This window comes from Nocardia sp. NPDC050712 (assembly GCF_040654295.1).
Taxonomy (GTDB): Bacteria; Actinomycetota; Actinomycetes; order Mycobacteriales; family Mycobacteriaceae; genus Nocardia.
On record NZ_JBFAHT010000003.1, the window covers coordinates 1192428 to 1211268 of the forward strand.

Sequence of the window (18841 nt, forward strand, 5' to 3'; positions counted from 1 at the left end):
TCACCGCAGTTGACCAGCGGAAACGATTCGGTATCGGAAATCGGCGCCGCCGCGTACCGATCGGTCTGCAAATTAGGATCGCGGAATCGGCAACCGAGATGAGGTGGTCTGGTGAGCGAGGGTTCGATGGTCGGAACGCGCCTCGCGCGGGCCATTCACCTGGAACAACTCGGCCGGTACCAGGATGCCCGCACGCTGCTCGCCGAGGAACTGGCCAGCGATCCGGACAACGCCACCGCCGCGGCCTACCTGGCCGACTCCTGCCTGTCCCTGGGCGACTACCGGGCCGCCGCGGCCGCCGCCGACGCGGCGCTGCGGGTGAAACCGGATTCCGAATTCGGGCTGCGCGCCCGCGCCCTGGCCTGGAGCGGGCTGGGTGAGCCGGACACCGCCGCGGCCGCGGCCCGGCGCGCGGTCGAGATCGGCCCGGACTCGGCGGCCAACTATCGCGTGCTCGCCACCGTCACCCGGTCCGATCCGGAAGTGGCCCTGCCCGCCGTCACCCGGGCGCTGGAGCTGACACCGGACAACGCCAACCTGCACTGGTTGCGCGGCTCGATCCTGCTGCAGCAGAGCAAGGCGGGCCTGCGCACCTCCAGCCAGGCCGCCGCCGCGTTCGGCCGGGCCCTCGACCTCGATCCGGAACATCCGGCGGCCGCGCACGACCTGGCGATCGTGCGCCTGCGAGCCGGCCGCCTGGGCGCGGCGGCCGACGGCCTGCTGCGCGTCGGCGAGCTGGATCCGGCGACCATGGGCCCGCTGGTCCGGCGCAATGTCGGCTTGATCGTCCATCGGGCGCTGGTGCGACTGCACCTGCTGATGTTCCTGGTCGTGGGTGCGGTGCTGCTGTTCGGCTCCGCCCCGGAGGCGGCCTCGGCGCGGACCGTGGACATCGTGACCCGCCCCGGCCGGTTGATCGGCGTCGTCGGCCTGGCCGTGGTGGTGGCCGCCGTGGTGCTGGGCCTGCGTTCGCTGCCGCGCCGGCAGTGGCCCAGCGTCTGGTCGGCGTTCCGCGCGGATGTCGTCTCGGTCGCGCGGGTGCTGCTGCTGTGCGTGGTCTTCCTGCTCGTGCTGCTCGCCGTCGTCACCGGGTCGGCGGACCCGATCGGTATCGCGATGCCCAGCGTGGTCTTCGGCGCGCTGGCCCTGCAAATCCTGCGCTGGACCATCCGAGCTGTGAAGGAGAGACGCCATGTTCCGGCCTGAGGACGACCCGGTGCTCACCGAAATGCTGTCCGCCCTCGAACACAGCCCCGAGGTGCTGGCGCTGCGGGTGCGGGTGATCGAGTTGCAGGTCGAGCGCGGCCTGTTCACCGAGGCGCTGGCGCAGTGCGGCGCCGCGCTCACCCAGGAACCGGGCAACGCCCAGGTGCTGGGGCTGCTGCAACAGTGCACGATCGCCCTGGCCAGCAATAATTCCGGAGCGCTTCCGGTGATCGCGCCGCCGGAGCAGAACCTCGACGAGTACGACTTCTGGGCCGCGGCCGAGCGCCAGGTCGGCGACATCATCGCCCCGGCCTTCGTCGATCCCGGCGTCACCGAGTTCGCCACCGATCGCGACGCCGGTACTGTCGCCAGGCCGGCCGTCACGCTCGCCGATGTCGGCGGCATGGCCGAGGTGAAGCGGCAACTGGAGCTCTCGCTGCTCGGGCCACTCCGGAATCCCGCGCTGGCCAAGGCTTTCGGGACCAGCGCCCGCGGCGGGCTGCTGCTCTACGGGCCGCCCGGTTGCGGCAAGACCTTCCTGGCCTCGGCCGTCGCCGGCGAGCTCGGCGCGAATTTCTATCCCATCGAGATCGCCGACATCCTCGACATCTACACCGGCGCCAGCGAACGCAACTTGCACAGCGTCTTCGAGGTGGCCCGCCGCAACGCGCCCTGCGTGCTGTTCCTCGACGAACTCGACGCGCTCGGGCACAAGCGCAGCCAGATGTCCGGCTCGGCGACCATGCGCACCGTGGTGAATCAGCTACTCACCGAGCTGGATTCGGCCACCAGCGACAACGACGGCGTCTACGTCCTCGGCGCCACCAACCACCCGTGGGACGTGGACGTCGCCCTGCGCCGCCCGGGCCGTTTCGACCGCATGGTCCTGGTCGGCCTGCCCGACCCCGCCGCCCGCGCCGCCATCCTGCACTACCACCTGCGGGACCGCCCGGTCACCGGTGTCGACCTGAGCGCGCTCGCGCACCGCACCGAGGGCTTCTCCGGCGCCGATCTCGCGCACGTCTGCACCTCGGCCACCCAGCTCGCCTTGGCCGACTCCCTGCGCACCGGCGAGGTCCGCCCGGTCACCATGCCGGATCTGGAATCCGTCCTGGCCGACATCAAGCCCAGCGCCGCCGCCTGGTTCGAATCCGCCCGCAACGTAGTCGAATTCGCCAACGGCGACGGCACCTACGACGAACTCGCCCGCTACATGAAGGCCCGCAAGCTGCGGTAGGGCTCACGCTGTCACTTCGGCTCCGCGCCGGATCCCTTCGGACCGGAATGGCTCGGTGACCGGCGCGGATTCCCGGACCGGCGCGCGCAGGGCGAGCAGGGCCATCGCGTCGAGCAGGGTGATCCCGACCTCGGCCGCGCGCAGGTGCGCGACCTCGCGATCCAGTGGCTGGGCCGGGTAAAGCTGTTCCAGCAGAATCATTTCCGCCAGCACGATCCCTGACAGCGCCTGGTCCCGGTTCAGCCGGATGCTGGTGGGCAGGTAGGACAGCACCCACCGGCCCCGGTCGGGCTCGGGCAGGTCGATCCGAAATGCCGCCTCCAGGGCAATATCGCTGGTTATCAACCAGTCCGTCGCGGTGATGGCCATAGCGTCCCCCTCGGTACTGCGTCCGCGGCGCAGGGTGCGGCGCCGCGGTTCCATGGTCGCAACGTATTCCGGCGTGTCGCGATCCCTTTCGTACGCACCATGGCTTCCTCCCTTTCGAGTTCCTTGACCTGGGAAAACGGGACTGGTACGCAGGAAATATCACAAAGTGATCCCCGAATTTTCCGGCCGCCCGGGTCCGGAAGGTGTTGTGCGCCAGTGCACCTGGCGGGGGAGCTGCCGGAGGTGCGCGGCAATGCCATTCGATGACGGTGCGCGGTGGTGGTCGGATGGGGCCGGCGCGTCGGAGCGCCGGTGGCTGCGCGCTCGCCTGGCCGCGCTCGGCCTCAGCGATCAGGAACTGCTGGAACCGCTGGTCGCGGAGCTGCGGGCGCGCGGGTGGCGGCCCCGGGCCGCCTGGCGGCACGCACACGACCTCAAGCAGGGCGAGGTCGCCGACCGCTACCGGGCCCTGCCCGGCGAGACCGCGGCCATGAAGCCGAGCCGGATCTCCGAGTTCGAGAGCTGGCCGTTCACCCGCGCGGCCCGCCCGACCATGGAGGCGCTGAAGAACCTGGCGATCATCTACGCCACCACCTGGGATCAGCTGGTGGACGTCGCGGATCTGGAGTTCATGCCGGAGAAGGAGAAGCAGGAGTATCGCGACGCGGTGGCCCGGCGCGCCGCGGCCCGCTCGGCGGTGCCGCTGGGCGGCGAAATGCCCGCGCAGGCACCACATTTCACCGGCCGCGAGGGCATGCGCACGGAGCTGCACGAGCGCGTGCTGCGGCATCTGCACGGCGATTCCTCGGCGGTGCACGTCATCGAGGGGCCGCCCGGTGTCGGCAAGACGGCGCTGGCCAGCTACGCGGTCGCGGCGTTCGCCCGGCGCTATCCGGATGGGCCGCTCTGGCTGGATCTGCGCGGGCACACCGATGGCTGGGAGCCGCGCGACCCCGCCGACGTGCTCGAACAGCTACTGCTCGAGATCGGCGTGACACCGGAGCCGATCGAGGCCGATCGCGCCGCCCGGGCCAAGCGCTGGCGCGACGCGATGAAGGACCGCCGGATGTTCATCGTCTTCGACAACGTGCTCGAGACCGATCAGGCGCGCGACCTGCTGCCGCAGGCGCCGGGCTGCTTCGTGCTGCTCACCAGCCGCGCCAAGTTGACCGGCCTGGCCGGTGCCGCGCCGATGGAGCTCAAACCGATGGATTGGGCCGAGGCCGAAGCGCTGCTGGTCCGGCTGGCGAATCTGCGTCCCGGCTACGACGAGTCCGCGGTGCAGCAGATTCTGCGGACCTCGGGCCGGCTGCCGCTGGCGATCAAGCTGATCGCGGGGCAGATCGCGCACCACGGCGACGACCTGCTCGCCGACACCGCCCGCGAATTCGCGAACCTGACCAGCGAGCTGAAGGCCGGCGCGGCCGACCACATTCGCAGCGACGCCGCGGTCGAGCAGATCCTGGGCCACTTCAACGCCGAGGGTGAATCCCTGCTCGCGGCGTTCGAGGTGTCCTACCAGCGGCTACGTGATCCGGCGCAGCGGCGGACGCTGCAGCTGCTCGGCTGGTACCCGGGCCCGGAGATCACCGCCGAGGCGGTAGCGATGATGGCCGGGATACCGCTGGCCCCGGCGAAAGCGTTGCTGCGCAGGCTGTTCGAGGCGGGCTTCCTGGATCCGGCGGAGACCCGGGGCATCGGCGGCCCGCGCTACAGCCTGCACGACCTGACCCGGCTCTGCGCGAGATGGCATGCCCAGCAGGAGAATCCGCCGGCCGAGCGGACCGCGATGACGGAGCGGCTGATCAGCGGGAATCTGGCGATCGTGCGGCGGATGGTGGCGCCGGAGCCGACCGGCCCGGTCACCGGCGTCCGGCCCGCCAGGCAGCGGAATCCGCACGCCTCGGTGGAGACCGCGCTGGCCCGCGACTGGCTCAGCGCCGAGCGCGAGAACCTGCTCGGCTGCATCGAGGCGGCCGGCTCCAGCTCCGAGGTCGCGGAGCTGGCCCGGCTGCTCGCACCCGCCCTGTGGAGTCTCGGGCACTGGTCGGACGCGCACCGGCTCTACGGTGCCGCGCTGCGGGCGGCCCGGTTCGTCGGCGCGCACCGGGCCGAGGCCGACGCGCTGCTGGAACTCGGCCGGATCGACCAGCTCGGCGGCGAATACCGCCGGGCCCGGGACGGATTCCTGCTCGCCCGCGATATCGCCGTGCAGGTCGAGGACCCGCGCTGCGAGGCCGACGCGCTGTGCGAGCTCGGGCAGACGGCGTGGATCATCGGCGACCACGGCCCGGCCCGGCACTTCTACACCGAGGCCCTGCACATCGCCCGCGACATCGGCTACCGCCCGACCGAATGCGATGCCCGCAACGGTCTCGGGCATGTGGAGCGGCTGGTCTGCAACTACGCGGCGGCCCGGGAGCATTTCCGGGTGGCCTGGGAGATCGCGTCCGCGCTGGACGATCGCGGCCGGTCCGCGTCGGTGCAGTGGGGTCACGGCGAGGTGGTCCGGCGGATGGGCGACAACGACACCGCCCGCCGCAACTACACCGACGCGCTGCGCACCGCCCGCCAGATCAGCAATCCGAGGATCGAGGGCGACGCGCTGCGCGGGCTCGGGCATATCGCGCGCCTGGTCGGCGACCGGGAGGCGGCCCGCCGCTACTACAACGACTCCCTGGAGATCGCGCTGCACATCCACGACCGCTATGGCGAAGCCTGGTCCCTGTGGGGTCTGGGGCATGTCGAGCGCAGCCTGGCCGCCAACGAGGCGGCGCGGGGCTACTTCGAGAAGGCCTACGACATCGCCGTCGACATCAACCTCACCCTCGGCCAGGTCGACATGCTGCGCGGCCTCGGCCACCTCGAACGCTACTTCGCGAATTACGCCGCGGCACGCGACTTCTACACCGATTCGCTGACCGTGGCCGAGCGCATACCCGACCCGCACGGCAAGGCCGACGCGCTGCGCGGGCTGGGCCATGTGGCCTGCGAGACCGGCAACGGCGGCGAAGCCAGGCAGCGGTGGACCGAGGCGCTCGCGCTGTACGAGAGCATCGGCGTCCCGCTGGCCGACCAGGTGCGGGCGCAGTTGGCCCGGCTCGACGGTTAGCTTTGTGCGGTCAGCCAGGGCGAGCACCGGTACCGCCGGTTCGGGCGCAACCGTTGACTCAGGCGCAGCGTTGCACGGCGAGGGCCGCGAGCGTTCGTGCGCAGGCGGACATTTCGCTGATCAGCACGTGCAGTTCGGTGTCGTCCGGTGCGCCGCGCGGCCCGAACAGGCAGCATTCGATGCCCGCTCGGCTGAGGTGGGTGGTGTCGTTGCCGCAGTAGGAGTACGGCAGGGCCAGACCCGATTCCTCGACGTCGAAGGCGGAGACCTGGGGAAGCAGCGCTCGGATATCGCGCACGATCCGGGAATCCGGGTCGACGTCCATCGGCGGCATGTCGGTGCCGCCGACCCGGAAACGAGGGTCGGGCGGCTGGTCCACGGTGATCTGCGCGGCGGGGAACTGTTGCCGTGCTTTCGTCAGCGCCTGTTCGATCGCCGCTGTGACGTCGGCAGGCTCGTAGGGCGGGGGATAGCGCACATCGATCAGCGCGGTCGCCTGATCGGCGAGATAGCTGATCCCGGACAGCTCGTGGCCGTCCCCGCGCCCCGCGATCAGGCTCGCGATCTGTAACCGAGGGAGCGGCGGGAAGTCGGTGTTCCGCAAACCCAGATCGGCGGACTCGAGCAGGTCCAATGTCGCCCGCAGCACCGCTATGGCATCCACACCCTCGTGGTGTCTGCTGGTGTGCGCGGTGCGTCCCCGCACCACCACGGCGAACTTGTGCACGCCCGCGGTGCGGGTGATGACCCGGCGCACCGAATACGGTTCCGGCACCACCGCCGCGTCGGCGGTGAGCCCGCTGTCCAGCGCGAACCGCGTGCCGACCCCGCCCTGGAGTTCCCCGGCGACGAATTCCAGCAGCAGCGGACGTCGTAATCGAATTCCACTGCGCCGCACAGCGATCGCCGCGCCGAGCATCGCCGCGAGCCCGCTCTTCATGTTGTGCAAGCCCGCACCGTACAGCTTGTCGCCGACGCGCCGGGCGGTGTATTCGCCGCCGAGCGGATCCATATCCAGGTGCCCGTTGAACATCAGCGCGGGCCGCTCGTGTGCCGGACCCAGCACACCGATGGTCTGCGTACGCCCAGGCGCGACCTCTTGCGGGTACGCGTGAATACCGTTGTCCAGCAGCTTGGTTCGGACGAATTCGGCGAGCGCCGTTTCCTCGCCGGTGAGCGACGGCACCGCCGTCAGCTCGCCCGCGATCCGCACCAGTTCATCGTCGGGAAGCAGCCGGTCGAGCTGATCGATGAACGGTGCGGCCGGGTCGGTCATGCCGTGCGAAAGCCGATCAGCAGCACATCCCGGAACGCCGGGCTGCCGGGCTCCGAGACCTCGATGTCGTTGGTGTAGTGCATAACTTGCGCATCGTCGAAGACGAAGGAATCCAGCGGCTCGGTCAGCACGCACTTGTGCACTTCCCGGCCGGACAGGTCGTAGAGCAGCGAGTCCGCCCCGGTGATGTTCACCCGCCGCACCAGATGCGCCGAACCGGCGATCAATCCGTCCCGGTGAATGCCTTCCGGGCACGGCTTGCCGGGCGCGTAGATCCGGATGTAGTGCGCGTCTACCAGGCAATTCGGCGTCGCTTGGCCGTCGAGGACGCCGGCGGCGAGTAGTTGCCGGGCGACGGTGGCGGCGATCCGGGCCGTGATCGCGGTGACCGGATGCTCCGGGTCCAGGATGGTGAACGCGCGCGCGACCCCGCCCGCCACGGCGTTGACCTCTTTGGCCTGCAAGTACGGCGGCGGCGCGCTGAGCGCGTGGAAGGCCAAGTCCCGCACCGACATCCGGAAGCACTGATAGGCGCGATGCCGGTAGGTCTCCCCGGGCGGCAGCCAGCGGTCCAGCGCGATCTCCTCGGCGAAGGCCGCGGCCAGCGCGCGGTCGTCGGCGGGGGAGTAGTCGAAGTCGTCCCGAGTCATGATCGAGAACGCGGACTCGCGCAGACTCTGCTGGGGATTCGTGCTGGTCGGCAAGCTGCTCTCGTAAACGAGAATGGTGGAACTCCTTTCCCGGCCGGGACCTGAAGTTACGTTTGGGCACACCCTAACTCCCCGGACCGGCCGTTGCCGGGCAACCGTTCCGCTGCCACTTTCCCGGTCAGCCGCCGGATCGTAAGTTTACAAATTCTGTTTCTTGACTAATTCCAGTAAAGCCAGCACGATGGGGTCATGCACACCACCGGCACCGATCCACGCGAGTGGTTGCGGCACGCGGGCCTGCGGGTCACCGCGCCGCGGCTCGCGGTGCTGCGGGCGGTCGCCGACCGTCCGCATTCGGATGCCGACACGGTGGCGGTCACCGTCCGGGAAGCGCTCGGTTCGGTCTCCACGCAGGCCGTCTACGACGTGCTCCGGGCCTGCGTGCGAGCCGGGATCCTGCGCCGCATCGAGCCCGCCGGCTCGTCGGCGCTGTACGAGACCCGGACCGGTGACAACCACCATCACCTGGTGTGCCGCAGCTGCGGCACGGTCGCGGATGTGGACTGCACGGTGGGATCAGCCCCCTGCCTGACCCCAGCCGACGCCCACGGATTCGTTGTCGACGAGGCCGAGGTCGTCTTCTGGGGCCATTGCCCGAATTGTCAAAGAGCCGAGGAGGCTTTCGCATGATCAAGCCGACAACCACGAACACCGGCACCCCGGTCCCCAGCGACGACGAGTCGCTGACGGCGGGCACGCAGGGCCCGATCCTGCTGCACGACCACTACCTGATCGAGAAGCTCGCGCACTTCAACCGCGAGCGGGTGCCGGAGCGCGTGGTGCACGCCAAGGGCGCCGGCGCCTACGGCGAGCTGGTCGTGACCAACGATGTCAGCCGCTTCACCAAGGCCAAGCTGTTCCAGCCGGGTGCGCACACCGAGTCGCTGGTCCGCTTCTCCACCGTCGCCGGTGAGCAGGGCAGCCCCGACACCTGGCGCGATCCGCGCGGTTTCGCGGTGAAGTTCTACACCGAAGACGGCAATTACGACATCGTCGGCAACAACACCCCGGTGTTCTTCATCAAGGACCCGATCAAGTTCCCCGACTTCATCCATTCGCAGAAGCGCCTGCCGGGCAGCGGACTTCGCGATCACACCATGCAGTGGGATTTCTGGACCCTGCGCCCGGAGACCGCGCACCAGGTGACCTGGCTGATGGGTGACCGCGGCATCCCGAAGACCCTGCGGCACATGGACGGCTTCGGCTCGCACACCTACCAGTGGATCAACGCCGCCGGCGAGCGCTTCTGGGTGAAGTACCACTTCAAGACCGATCAGGGCATCGAGTTCCTGACCCAGGCCGAGGCCGACACCCTGGCCGGCACCAGCCCCGACCATCACCGCAAGGACCTCTACGAGGCGATCGAGCGCGGCGAGTTCCCGAGCTGGACGCTCAAGGTGCAGGTCATGCCCGTCGACGAGGCGGAGTCCTACCGCTTCAACCCCTTCGACCTGACCAAGGTCTGGTCGCAGCAGGACTACCCGCTGATCGAGGTCGGCCGCTGGACGCTGAACCGCAACCCCGGCAACTTCTTCGTCGACATCGAGCAGGCCGCCTTCGCGCCGTCGAATCTCGTTCCCGGCGTGGGCTTCTCGCCCGACAAGATGCTGCTCGGCCGCGTCTTCGCCTACGCCGACGCGCACCGCTACCGGATCGGCGTCAACCACCACGAGCTGCCGCCGAACCGGGCCCGGGCCGCGGAGGTGAACTCCTACTCCAAGGAGGGCGCCATGCGCTTCGGTTACAACGACCCCAGCGTCCCGGTCTACGCCCCGAACTCCTTCGGCGGCCCGCACGCCCAGTCGCACAAGGCCCCCGACGGCGGCGCCTGGGATTTCGACCCGACCATGCTGCGGGCCGGCTACATCCAGCACCCCGAGGACAACGACTTCGCCCAGGCGGGCACCCTGGTCCGCGAGGTCCTCAACGACGACCAGCGCGAGCGCCTGGTGAACAACATCGTCGGCCACATCCTCGGTGGCGTCCAGGAACCCATCCTGGGCCGCGTCTTCCAGTACTGGAAGAGCGTCGACGCCGACCTCGGCAAGCGCGTCGAGGTTGGTGTGCGCGAGGGCCTGGAAGGCTGATCCGACCGTAACCCAAGGCCGGGGCGGTGCGTACGAAAGTACGCACCGCCCCGGCCTTTTCGGCATAACCCGAGGTCTCGCAGCTCTTTTCGCGGTGGGGAGGTGCGTGTCCACCCAGATCGCACCTCCCCGATTCTGGTCTACCCCGGGGGTGGCGCGGGAATCATGGGATTACAGCAGACCCCACCAGTAGAGCAGGCAGGCGAGCACCCAGACCACCACGGTTTCCATCGCATCCCCAATCCTTGTCATGCACCGATATCCATCATCCGGCATGTGCGGGTGGCGCGTGGGCGATTTGGCTTCTACCTGCATTTTTGGTCGTACAAGTTCTTCTTAAGGCCCCTCTAAGAGGCCGGTTGCAAAGTTGTCTCAACGCCGGAGAACAGCCACCACCGGGGGTGGGGGATCCGGGACCCGGCCTGTCTACACGAGGGGTGGCAGGCCGAGTCGCGGAGGTGAAGTCAACCGGGCCGGTGCACGAGGGGTGACCGGCCCGGTCGGCTTTTACCGGGCAGTACTCAGTGGCTCTTCCGGGAGCTGATCGGCGCCGCGCCGCTGCCGATGGTAACCATTCGGGGAGCGCCGACGATCCCACCCACGGGTAATGGGCGGGCCGATCACGAGGGGTGACCGGCCCGCCCAGCGGTTCAGAGTCAGCGGGTGGCGTATTCGGGCAGGTCGTAGTCCTCGGTGGAGCTCATCATCTTGATCATCAAGGGCCGGAACAGCTTCGAGGTCATCAGCCGGGTGACGGCGTGCCCGGCCTTGATGCCGAAGCGGCTCTTGGGGGTCATCGCCTTGAGCCCACCCGGGGGCAGCTCCTGCGACTTGGCGATGAAGGGGCGCAGCAGTTCCTCGTAGCGGGTCAGCGCCTGCGGCAGGTCGTCGGCGTGCCCGGCGATCTCGCCGGCCAGGATGTACCCGCCGGTGAGCGCCATCGCGGTGCCCTGACCGGTCAGCGGCGAACCGCAGTAGCCGGAGTCGCCGACCAGTACGACCCGGCCCTTGATCCAGTTCGGCATCTCGATCCGGGCGATCTCGTCGAAGTAGAAGTCCTCGGCCTGGTCCATCGCGGCGAGAATCGTGCCGGTCTCCCAGCCGCCGCCGGCCAGCTTCTCGCGGATCAGCCGCTGCTGGGCCGCGACATCGCGGTGCAGCGCCGGGTCCGCGTCCGTGCGAATGGTGATGAGCGCCTTGCAGGTGGCGGGATCGAAGTCGGGGCGCAGGCCGACGTTCACCGCGCCGACCAGCGAGTGCATGGAGAACCAGTTCGGCTCCAAGCCCGCCGGGGTGGGCATGGTGAAGAAGGACATGTAACCACCGAGGTAGGTGCTGAACTGCTCTTCCGGCCCGAACACCAGGCGGCGGGTGGCCGAGTGCAGGCCGTCCGCGCCGACCACCAGGTCGAACCGCTCGGTCGCGCCGGAGGCGAAGGTGACGTCCACGCCGTCCGCGTCCTGCTCGATCGCGGTGATCCACTCGCCGTAGCGGTAGTCCACCCCGCCCGCGGTCTCGAGTTCGTCCAGCAGAACCTGGTTCAGATCGCCCCGGGTGATCTCGATTTCGGCGACCGCGCCCTTGCCGTCGAAGGATTCCATGTCCATCCGCAGGATCTCCGCGCCCTGATCGTCGACGTAGATCAGCCCGCGCTCGTCCATCTGGCGCTTGCGGATACCGGGCATCAGGCCCATCCGCTCGGCGACCTCGCCGCTGGCTCCGCGCAGGTCGACAGACTGCCCGCCGGGCCGGGGAGCGGCAGCGCGCTCGACCACCGTGGCCCGGATACCGGCCCGGAGCAGTTGCAGCGCAACGGCATTGCCACCGATGCCGCCGCCGGAGACGAGGATGCGGGGCTGGGTGGTGGAGCGGTCGGCGTTCATGTTCTGTCCTCTGCTGTGGAGCGAATGTCTTAGACATATGTTTAACAGAGGAGTTGCACATTTGTCTAGTACAAATGTTTAAGACATATGTTTATGCAGGTGGGGCCCGCAAACGCCGACGGACCGAGCGCTCAGAGCGAGCGATCGGTCCGTCGGAGAGGGTCGATTCAACCAGCAGCAGCCGCTGTCCGCGCGGTGAGTACCGCGTCGAGGGCGGTGGCGAACTCGGCGGGGGCGTGCACGTAGCCGACGTGGTCGCCCGGGAATTCCCGCAGTTCCAGCGAAAGCTCCGCCGCGAGCACATGATTGGGCCGCGCGGGAAAGTGCTCGGCGGCATCGCGACCGTTCACGAGCACCAGTTTGGCGGCGAGCCCGCGCAGCACCTCGAGGTCGGGCACATACCGGGGGTACTGGCGCACTTCGTGTTCGAGGAAGAACCGCAGGTTGCTCAGCGCGCGTCCACCGGCCGCCACCTGCTCCGGGGTGGCGTCCGCGCCGAGGGACCGGTTGGCCAGGCCGATGCCCTGGGAGAACTTGCCCATCGCGGGCTCGAAGCCGTCCGTCTCGAAGATCCGGTGCACATCGTCGAGGAACGCCAGCCAGTGGCCGGCGTCGTCCAGCACCCCGGCGATCGGCGGCTCGTGCACCACCACCGTGTGCAGGAGATCCGCTCGCGCGCTGAGCAATTCCAAGGCGACGATGGCGCCGGAACTGCTTCCGAGCACCGCGGCGGGCCTATCGGTGAGGTGCTCGAGCAGGGCCGCCGCGTCGGCGGCGTCGAGTTCGACCCGATGATCGACCGGCCCGTCCAGCGCGCTGCGGGAGAAGCCCCGCCGATCGAAGGTGACCACGGTGTAGCGCTCGGCGAGCGCTCCGGCCAGCGCCTCGAAAGTGCCGGCCTCGCCGTTGCCGCCCGGGATACACAGCAGCAGCGGCCCGCTGCCGCGGATCTCGTAATGCAGGGTGGCACCCGGGACTGAGAGCCGATGCTGGGTGGGGACATCCATGGGAAACACTCCTGGGAGAAAGGTCAATTGCCGCAGCGCTTCCCGGATCACCGGCAGCGCCGCGACCGGCGGATCGGCATCGGCCCACCGGTTGATCGCCACATCCAGCGCCGCGGTGACGGCGCCGGCCATGATGCGGGCGAACATATCCGTGTCCAGGTCGCGCCCGGTGCGCTCGGCGATCGCCCGCGCGAGCGCCTCCTGGATCACGGCCTGCGCCTTGCGGTACTCGCCCTGCAGCGCGGGCGCGCCGATGATCAGCCGGACGCCGGTGACCCAGGCGCGATCGGGGTGCTCGTCGTCCTCGGCGAACTCCGTCAGCACCGCGTGGATGATGGCCGGCCACAGCGGTTCCGCCGCGGGCCGCTCGCGCAGCGCGTCGGCCACCCGGTGGGCGCGATCCACCGCGGGTGCGCACATGGCTTCGTACTTGCCGGCGAAGTAGTTGTTGAAGGTGCGGGCCGAGACACCGGCCGCGGCCGCGATGTCCTCCACCAGTACCTGCTCCGGCCCGCGTGCGACGGCCAGCCGTAAAGCCGCGAATCCCAGTGTTTCCCGGGTCGCGAGCTTCTTACGCTCGCGCAAGCCGAGCACGAATGCCATGCCACCACTCTGCGACAAAGTTGCGTGCCGCGCAATTTTTCGTAGCACGCAACTTTGGCGCCGGGGTCAATTCCGGTTCTGCAGGAAGGCTTTCCAGCCGCCGAAGGCGGTGATGTCGGTGGCCGCCTGCGCGGCGTCGAAGGTGCAGGCGAAGCCGATGACCGAACGTCCGTCCGCCAGTTCGATACTGGTCAACGCCATCGGAGCGGGCAGTGCCGCCAGGAAGCCGCCGAGGCCCGCGGGGGAGACCCGGAACAGTTCCCCCAGGATCGGGGCGCCGAGCCCGGCGCCGTGCCGGACCAGGCCCGGCTTGGGTGGCACGGTGTCCAGGGCGGTCAGGCGATAGGCGTCGGTGGTGTGGATCTCGCCGGCGTAGCGCGCGCCGATCTGCTCCAGCTGCCAGTGCAGCGGCTGGCCGCGCAGGTGCGCCCCGAACACCGCCAGCTCGACGCCCTGCTCGACCAGAGCGGGCGACTCGGATCCGGTGAGCCGGGCGGCGAGATCGACCGCGACCTGATCGGCGAACGCGGGCGCCACCACCATCACGCCGAAGGGCGCGCCGTCGGCGGTGGGCGCGCCGGGCACGGCGACGGCGGCCATGTCGAGCAGATTGCAGAAATTGGTGTAGGTGCCCATCCGGCGATTGATGCCGGTCGGATCCGCCTGGACCGCCGCGATACTCGGATGTTCGGTGGTGGTCGGCAACAGCAGCCCGTCGAACCCGGCGAGTAGTGCCAGTGCCGCCGCGCGGGCCTTGGCCAGCGCGTCCAGATCCCGCACGAACCCGGGGCCGGTGGTGGCGCGCGCCGCCCCGATGATGGCCGCCACGGTCGGGTCGGCCCCGGCCGGAGCGGTGTCGAGGAACGCGCCGACGGCCGCGTAGCGCTCGGCGACGATCGCGCCGTCGTAGAGCAACTCGGCGGCCGCGAGCAGACCGGAGATATCCACCTCGCCGGTGTCGATGCCCGAATCGGCCAGCGCGGCGACGGTTCTCGCGAAGGCCTCGCGGTAGGACGGGTCGAGCGCGGTGAGTTCCGTGGCGCGCGGCACCGCGAGCCGCGGTCGCTGTGGCGCGGCGAGCCGGACGTCGGCCGGCCAGGCGCGGCTGCGCGGATCGCGCGCCTCCGGGCCCGCCATCACCGCGGCCGCGGCCACCGCGCGGTCGAGATCGGCGGCGAACACCGTGACGGCGTCGTAGTCCACGCACGCGGGCACGACGCCGTGTGCCGGGATGATCCCCAGCGTGGCCTTGATACCGACGATGCCGTGCAGCGCCGCCGGCACCCGCCCGGAACCCGCGGTGTCCGTGCCCACGCCGATATCGGCCAGGCCCAGCGCCACGGCCACCGCCGAACCCGAACTGGAGCCGCCGGACACCAAGTCCGGGTAGAGCGCGTTCCGCACCGCGCCGTACGGGCTGCGGGTGCCGACCAGGCCGGTCGCGAACTGATCGAGGTTCGTCTTGCCCAGCACCACCGCACCGGCGGCGACCAGGCGCTGCACCGCCGCCGCCGAAACATCCGGGGTGTAGGCGAATTCGGGGCAGCCCGCGGTCGTCGGCAGACCCGCCACGTCGATGTTGTCTTTGACGGCCACCACAGTGCCGGCCAGCGGCAGCGCGGCACCGGCGGCGAGATCGCGCTCCACCGCCGCCGCGTCCGCGGCCACCTCGGCCTCGGGGCGCAGCGTGATCCACACCTCGGGGCGATTCACCTCGGCGATCCGCCGGTAGGCGGCGGCGACGCGCTCGGTGGGGGACAGGTGCAGTGCGGTGCTCGCGGTCATGGTCACGCCTTTCGGGTACGAGGTCATTCGGTGGCCAGGGACATCGCGGCCATCGCCCGCGTGACCCGTTCCAGCACCACATCGAGGGATTCCCCGATGTGCCGGTGCAGCAGCCGATACGCCAGCGGCAGATCCTGGGCCAGCACGGCCTCCAGGATCGCCAGGTGCTCGGTGATGGTGGTTTCGATCCGGTTGTTGACCATGAAGTCGTACATCCGGACATGCCGGATCCGGGAGTTCACCGACTCCAGCGAGCGCACCAGTTCCGCGTTGCCCGCGGCCCGCAGCAGCGTGACGTGGAATTCCTCGTCGCGGACCACGAAACCCGGCTCCTGCGCCGGCGGATCGGCCCGCAGCGCCAGCCACGCCGCCCGTTCCGCGGTGAGCAGCTCGCGATCGTGGCGGATCTCCGGATTGTTGATGGCGCGCTGAATCCCGCCCAGCTCCAGCGTGATGCGCAGTTCGTAGAGATCGCGGATCAGCGGAATACTCGGCCGGACCGGGCTGAACCCGTACTCCTCGCGCCGCAGCAGACCGTCCGAGCACAGCACCGTCAGCGCCTCCCGGATCGGCGTCCGCGAAATCCCGAAGCGCGCCGACAATTTCGGTTCGGTGAGACGTTCACCGAACTTGATGTCGCCGTTCATGAGTTCGGCGCGCAGCGTCTCGTACACCACATCCCGCAGCGGCTGCCCCGCTGTAGCCACCCGTGTCGACATGGTTGTATACGCTATTGACCTCGCGTTTCCACAAGATCGCGGCAAGTAAGCACGCGGTTACGCTCCGCTCACAGCCGGCTCGTCGGGCCGGCGATACCGGGGATGGGTCAGCAGCGCCTGCCAGGTCCGGTCCCACGGGAACGCTGGAAGCTGCTCGGCACCCGCGCCGGGCTCGTGCGGCTCGGTGATGTCCGACCCGCCGACCACGATCACGCCCCACTCCGCGAGCTTGCCGATCGCCTCCTGGATCGCGGGAAACTCCAGTTGCGCCCGATTCGAGAACGGCACCGCCACCACCGGCAGGCCTTTACCCACCGCCTCCACCAGCAAGCCCAGCGGCAGTGTGTCCGAGATCCCGGCCGCCCACTTGGCCAGCGAGTTCGCCGTGATCGGCGCGACCACCATCGCGTCCGCGGGCGGCAGCAGATCCGGTGTGCCCGGCTCCTCGTACTCGCTGCGCACCGGAAACCCGGTCGCCTGCTCCAACTGCGCCACATCGATGAATTTCCGCCCGGCGGGCGAGGCGACCACGCACACCACCCAGCCCGCCGACTGCGCGATATCCACCAGCTTCCCGATATCCCGCGCCGCCGTCGACCCGGTGGCGATCGCGTAGAGGACCGGCTTGCCGTGCTCGTTCATCTATCCATGGTGGACCCGAAACCGCGGCCGCGCAGGCCTAGTCGATCCCGAACGGCGCGGCATAGCGCACGACACCGCCGGGCAGCGCCCGATCCGCGTCCAGCGTGAGCGCCATCAACGCCTCGTCGGGCACCTCGAAACTCACGCTGATCCCGTGCGCCGAGGCCCGATCGAACCCGAACCGCGGGTAATACTCCGGATGCCCGAGCACCACGACCGCATGCTCACCCCGCGCCGCGGCCGCCGCCAGCGCAGCCCGAATCGCCGCCGACCCCGCCCCCGTCCGCTGATACTCCGGCAACACCGAACACGGCGCCAAACACAACGCCGGCGTCTCCCCGACGTGACACCGCGTCAACAACGCATGCCCCACCGGCACCTCCTCCGGCGTCACACTCACAATCGACAACCCCTCGATCCACGCCACGTCCCCCCGCAGCGCATCGACAAGATCCGCCTCCTCGGCCGTATCGAACGCCGCCAGCACAATCTCCCGCACCACCGCCACATCCGCCGCGGTCTCCACCCGGGTCTCCCACTCACGAACGCTCATCGGTCCAACGTAGTGCCACGCCAGGCGATCACCGCGGCAGCTGGGAGAAGCAGAAAGGCACCTGATCGAAGATCAGGTGCCTTTCTTGTGTCTCAACCAACACGTCGGGGTGACAGGATTTGAACCTGCGACCTCTTCGTCCCGAACGAAGCGCGCTACCAAGCTGCGCCACACCCCGTGAAGCGAACCTGGAGTAGCTTACAACAGGGCGGGGGTAGGAGTTAAATCCGCTGGTCAAGGGGTTGATCTGGGTGCTCGTTCAACTGCCGTGGGGGCGGACGCTGGCGAAGATGCGTTTGGCGGTGTCGGGGTCGACGGCCTTGGGGACGCCGACGTCGGCGGCGATCACCATGACGAAGGTGCCCTGTTCGGCGGGGGTGGCGAAGGTGTAGACGGAGTATTCGGCGGCGCAGCCGGGGTTGGGGTTGTTGATGCGGCCCTTGGTTTCCACGAAGACGCCGTTCTGGCTGCCGTCGTAGGAGGCCAGGGGCTGCGGGGGACCGGGGTTCGCGCCGCCGGAGTAGGCCTGGGCGGCTTTGGCGCCGAGTTCGAGTGCGGCGCTGGTGGAATCGGCGGTGTCGGAGCCGGTGAGCAGGGCGACGGTGCGGGTCGAGCCGGGGCAGTAGTCCCGGCCCTCCGAGGCCATGCCCTTGCCCATCACGGTGTTGGGCGGTGCCCCGAACTTTCCGGTGACGTCCGGGGCGGCCACGGTCCAATCTGCGGGCACGTCGTAGGCCGCACCACTGTCGGGCGCCACCACCACCTGATAGCCGGGCACCGTCGGTTTCTCGTCGTTGGGCGGCGCGGTCGGCTCGGCCGCCTTCGACTTCGCCGCGGGATTCGGTTTCGTCGACAGCGCGCTCACCATCTCCGGCAGTTCCCCGGAAGGTTCCTCGGTCTCACCGTGCAGCGCGACGACGGTCGCACCGCCGGCGAGCACCAGCACGGCCACCGCGATCCCGATCCAGCCTCTGCGCGGCGGTGGCTTGGGCCCACCCTGCGGCGGCGGGAGGGGCACGCTCCACCCGGTATACGCGGCCTGATCCTGGCCCGCGAAGGGCGAATTCGTGGTCACAGGCCCGAATTGGGGCGGATGCGTGGACGCCGCCTCGAACTGAGGCGAATGCGTGGGGGCGGGCCCGAATGGGGGCGCCGACTCGGGCTCGAATTGGGGTGAATTCGCAGACATGGGCGCGAACTGAGGCGAATTCGTGGGTGCCGGCGGGAACTGGGGCGAATCCGCGGGCGTGAGCGCGAACTGGGGCGCGGGCTCGAACTGAGGCGGATGCGTGGACCCGGGCCCGAATGGGGGCGGATGCGCAGCCCCGAACTGGGGCGAATTCACGGGCGCGGGCGCGAACTGAGGCGGATGCGCGGCCCCGAACTGGGGCGAATTCCCGGGCGCGGCCCCGAACTGGGGACCCGACTGCCCAGGCGCAGCCTGAAATGCGGGCTGCCACTGCATATCCGGCCCACCCCCTTGCGCCCCGGACTGGTTCCCCACCCCGGAATGCTGGAAAACCGCCTGCTCGGGATACCCCGCCCCCGTGTGGCCCGCGCTCTCGCCGCGCGGCCCGTCGTATCCTCTGCTACTCAAAGTTGTCCCCTGCGTTGACTTCTCGTCTCGGCAGGGGACCCTAGCAAGCCGGAGC

15 protein-coding genes and 1 tRNA gene are annotated in these 18841 nt (G+C 69.5%); 5 read left to right on the top strand and 11 right to left on the bottom strand.

Going from position 1 to position 18841, the window contains the following annotated elements:
• The first annotated feature begins 111 nt into the window (after nucleotides 1-111).
• Complete coding sequence (locus AB0H76_RS25910; RefSeq protein WP_357328958.1) at nucleotides 112-1206, top strand: tetratricopeptide repeat protein; 1095 nt, start codon at nucleotides 112-114, stop codon at nucleotides 1204-1206.
• The gene (locus AB0H76_RS25915; protein WP_357328961.1) at nucleotides 1193-2443 is read left to right on the top strand and encodes an ATP-binding protein; all 1251 of its coding nucleotides are present in this window, start codon (nucleotides 1193-1195) and stop codon (nucleotides 2441-2443) included. The genes AB0H76_RS25910 and AB0H76_RS25915 overlap by 14 nt, the downstream gene beginning before the upstream one ends.
• Before the next feature lie 3 nt (nucleotides 2444-2446).
• On the opposite strand, the gene AB0H76_RS25920 is transcribed toward AB0H76_RS25915, so the two are convergent.
• Nucleotides 2447-2812 (bottom strand): hypothetical protein, encoded by a 366-nt coding sequence (locus tag AB0H76_RS25920; RefSeq protein WP_357328964.1) that lies wholly within the window; start codon nucleotides 2810-2812, stop codon nucleotides 2447-2449.
• Nucleotides 2813-3065: 253 nt separating this feature from the next.
• Between AB0H76_RS25920 and AB0H76_RS25925 the strand changes: the two genes are divergently transcribed.
• Complete coding sequence (locus AB0H76_RS25925; protein ID WP_357328967.1) at nucleotides 3066-5924, top strand: tetratricopeptide repeat protein; 2859 nt, start codon at nucleotides 3066-3068, stop codon at nucleotides 5922-5924.
• Nucleotides 5925-5982: 58 nt separating this feature from the next.
• Here AB0H76_RS25925 and AB0H76_RS25930 read toward each other — a convergent pair whose 3' ends face one another.
• Together AB0H76_RS25930 and AB0H76_RS25935 are read right to left on the bottom strand one after the other, a co-directional pair.
• Complete coding sequence (locus AB0H76_RS25930) at nucleotides 5983-7200, bottom strand: M20/M25/M40 family metallo-hydrolase (protein WP_357328970.1); 1218 nt, start codon at nucleotides 7198-7200, stop codon at nucleotides 5983-5985.
• On the bottom strand, nucleotides 7197-7904 hold the full coding sequence (locus AB0H76_RS25935) for a 2OG-Fe dioxygenase family protein (protein ID WP_357328973.1): 708 nt from the start codon (nucleotides 7902-7904) through the stop codon (nucleotides 7197-7199). The genes AB0H76_RS25930 and AB0H76_RS25935 overlap by 4 nt, the downstream gene beginning before the upstream one ends.
• 195 nt (nucleotides 7905-8099) lie before the next feature.
• On the opposite strand from AB0H76_RS25935, the gene AB0H76_RS25940 reads away from it, so the two are divergent.
• Nucleotides 8100-8540, top strand: a complete 441-nt coding sequence (locus AB0H76_RS25940) for a Fur family transcriptional regulator (RefSeq protein WP_357328975.1) — start codon at nucleotides 8100-8102, stop codon at nucleotides 8538-8540.
• On the top strand, nucleotides 8537-9997 hold the full coding sequence (locus tag AB0H76_RS25945) for a catalase (protein ID WP_357328978.1): 1461 nt from the start codon (nucleotides 8537-8539) through the stop codon (nucleotides 9995-9997). The genes AB0H76_RS25940 and AB0H76_RS25945 overlap by 4 nt, the downstream gene beginning before the upstream one ends.
• Nucleotides 9998-10653: 656 nt before the next feature.
• Here the strand turns inward: AB0H76_RS25945 and AB0H76_RS25950 are convergent.
• The 8 genes from AB0H76_RS25950 to AB0H76_RS25985 all read right to left on the bottom strand — a co-directional run bounded on the left by AB0H76_RS25950 (nucleotide 10654) and on the right by AB0H76_RS25985 (nucleotide 18264).
• Nucleotides 10654-11880: an FAD-dependent monooxygenase gene (locus tag AB0H76_RS25950; protein ID WP_357328981.1), complete on the bottom strand. Its 1227-nt coding sequence runs from the start codon at nucleotides 11878-11880 to the stop codon at nucleotides 10654-10656.
• Nucleotides 11881-12047: 167 nt separating this feature from the next.
• A complete protein-coding gene (locus AB0H76_RS25955; RefSeq protein ID WP_357328984.1) occupies nucleotides 12048-13490 on the bottom strand; it encodes an alpha/beta fold hydrolase in 1443 nt (480 codons plus the stop codon).
• A gap of 66 nt (nucleotides 13491-13556) precedes the next feature.
• Nucleotides 13557-15275: an allophanate hydrolase gene (gene atzF, locus AB0H76_RS25960; RefSeq protein ID WP_357328987.1), complete on the bottom strand. Its 1719-nt coding sequence runs from the start codon at nucleotides 15273-15275 to the stop codon at nucleotides 13557-13559.
• A gap of 23 nt (nucleotides 15276-15298) precedes the next feature.
• Nucleotides 15299-15994 carry a GntR family transcriptional regulator gene (locus AB0H76_RS25965; RefSeq protein WP_357328990.1) on the bottom strand — a complete coding sequence of 232 codons (696 nt, stop codon included), beginning with the start codon at nucleotides 15992-15994 and terminating at the stop codon, nucleotides 15299-15301.
• 57 nt (nucleotides 15995-16051) lie between these two features.
• Nucleotides 16052-16636: a flavoprotein gene (locus tag AB0H76_RS25970; RefSeq protein WP_357328993.1), complete on the bottom strand. Its 585-nt coding sequence runs from the start codon at nucleotides 16634-16636 to the stop codon at nucleotides 16052-16054.
• Nucleotides 16637-16673: 37 nt separating this feature from the next.
• The gene (locus AB0H76_RS25975) at nucleotides 16674-17189 is read right to left on the bottom strand and encodes an N-acetyltransferase (RefSeq protein ID WP_357328995.1); all 516 of its coding nucleotides are present in this window, start codon (nucleotides 17187-17189) and stop codon (nucleotides 16674-16676) included.
• A 104-nt stretch (nucleotides 17190-17293) separates the two neighbouring features.
• A tRNA-Pro gene (locus AB0H76_RS25980) sits at nucleotides 17294-17367 on the bottom strand.
• 81 nt (nucleotides 17368-17448) lie between these two features.
• Complete coding sequence (locus tag AB0H76_RS25985; protein WP_357328998.1) at nucleotides 17449-18264, bottom strand: hypothetical protein; 816 nt, start codon at nucleotides 18262-18264, stop codon at nucleotides 17449-17451.
• Nucleotides 18265-18841 lie beyond the last annotated feature (577 nt).

What these genes read in the sequence shown, in the direction of transcription:
- AB0H76_RS25915 (WP_357328961.1), top strand. Translation starts at nt 1,193, where the DNA reads ATGTTCCGGCCTGAGGACGACCCGGTGCTCACCGAAATGCTGTCCGCC.
- AB0H76_RS25920 (WP_357328964.1), bottom strand. Translation starts at nt 2,812, where the DNA reads ATGGCCATCACCGCGACGGACTGGTTGATAACCAGCGATATTGCCCTG.
- AB0H76_RS25925 (WP_357328967.1), top strand. Translation starts at nt 3,066, where the DNA reads ATGCCATTCGATGACGGTGCGCGGTGGTGGTCGGATGGGGCCGGCGCG.
- AB0H76_RS25930 (WP_357328970.1), bottom strand. Translation starts at nt 7,200, where the DNA reads ATGACCGACCCGGCCGCACCGTTCATCGATCAGCTCGACCGGCTGCTT.
- AB0H76_RS25940 (WP_357328975.1), top strand. Translation starts at nt 8,100, where the DNA reads ATGCACACCACCGGCACCGATCCACGCGAGTGGTTGCGGCACGCGGGC.
- AB0H76_RS25945 (WP_357328978.1), top strand. Translation starts at nt 8,537, where the DNA reads ATGATCAAGCCGACAACCACGAACACCGGCACCCCGGTCCCCAGCGAC.
- AB0H76_RS25950 (WP_357328981.1), bottom strand. Translation starts at nt 11,880, where the DNA reads ATGAACGCCGACCGCTCCACCACCCAGCCCCGCATCCTCGTCTCCGGC.
- AB0H76_RS25955 (WP_357328984.1), bottom strand. Translation starts at nt 13,490, where the DNA reads ATGGCATTCGTGCTCGGCTTGCGCGAGCGTAAGAAGCTCGCGACCCGG.
- atzF (WP_357328987.1), bottom strand. Translation starts at nt 15,275, where the DNA reads ATGACCGCGAGCACCGCACTGCACCTGTCCCCCACCGAGCGCGTCGCC.
- AB0H76_RS25965 (WP_357328990.1), bottom strand. Translation starts at nt 15,994, where the DNA reads ATGTCGACACGGGTGGCTACAGCGGGGCAGCCGCTGCGGGATGTGGTG.
- AB0H76_RS25970 (WP_357328993.1), bottom strand. Translation starts at nt 16,636, where the DNA reads ATGAACGAGCACGGCAAGCCGGTCCTCTACGCGATCGCCACCGGGTCG.
- AB0H76_RS25975 (WP_357328995.1), bottom strand. Translation starts at nt 17,189, where the DNA reads ATGAGCGTTCGTGAGTGGGAGACCCGGGTGGAGACCGCGGCGGATGTG.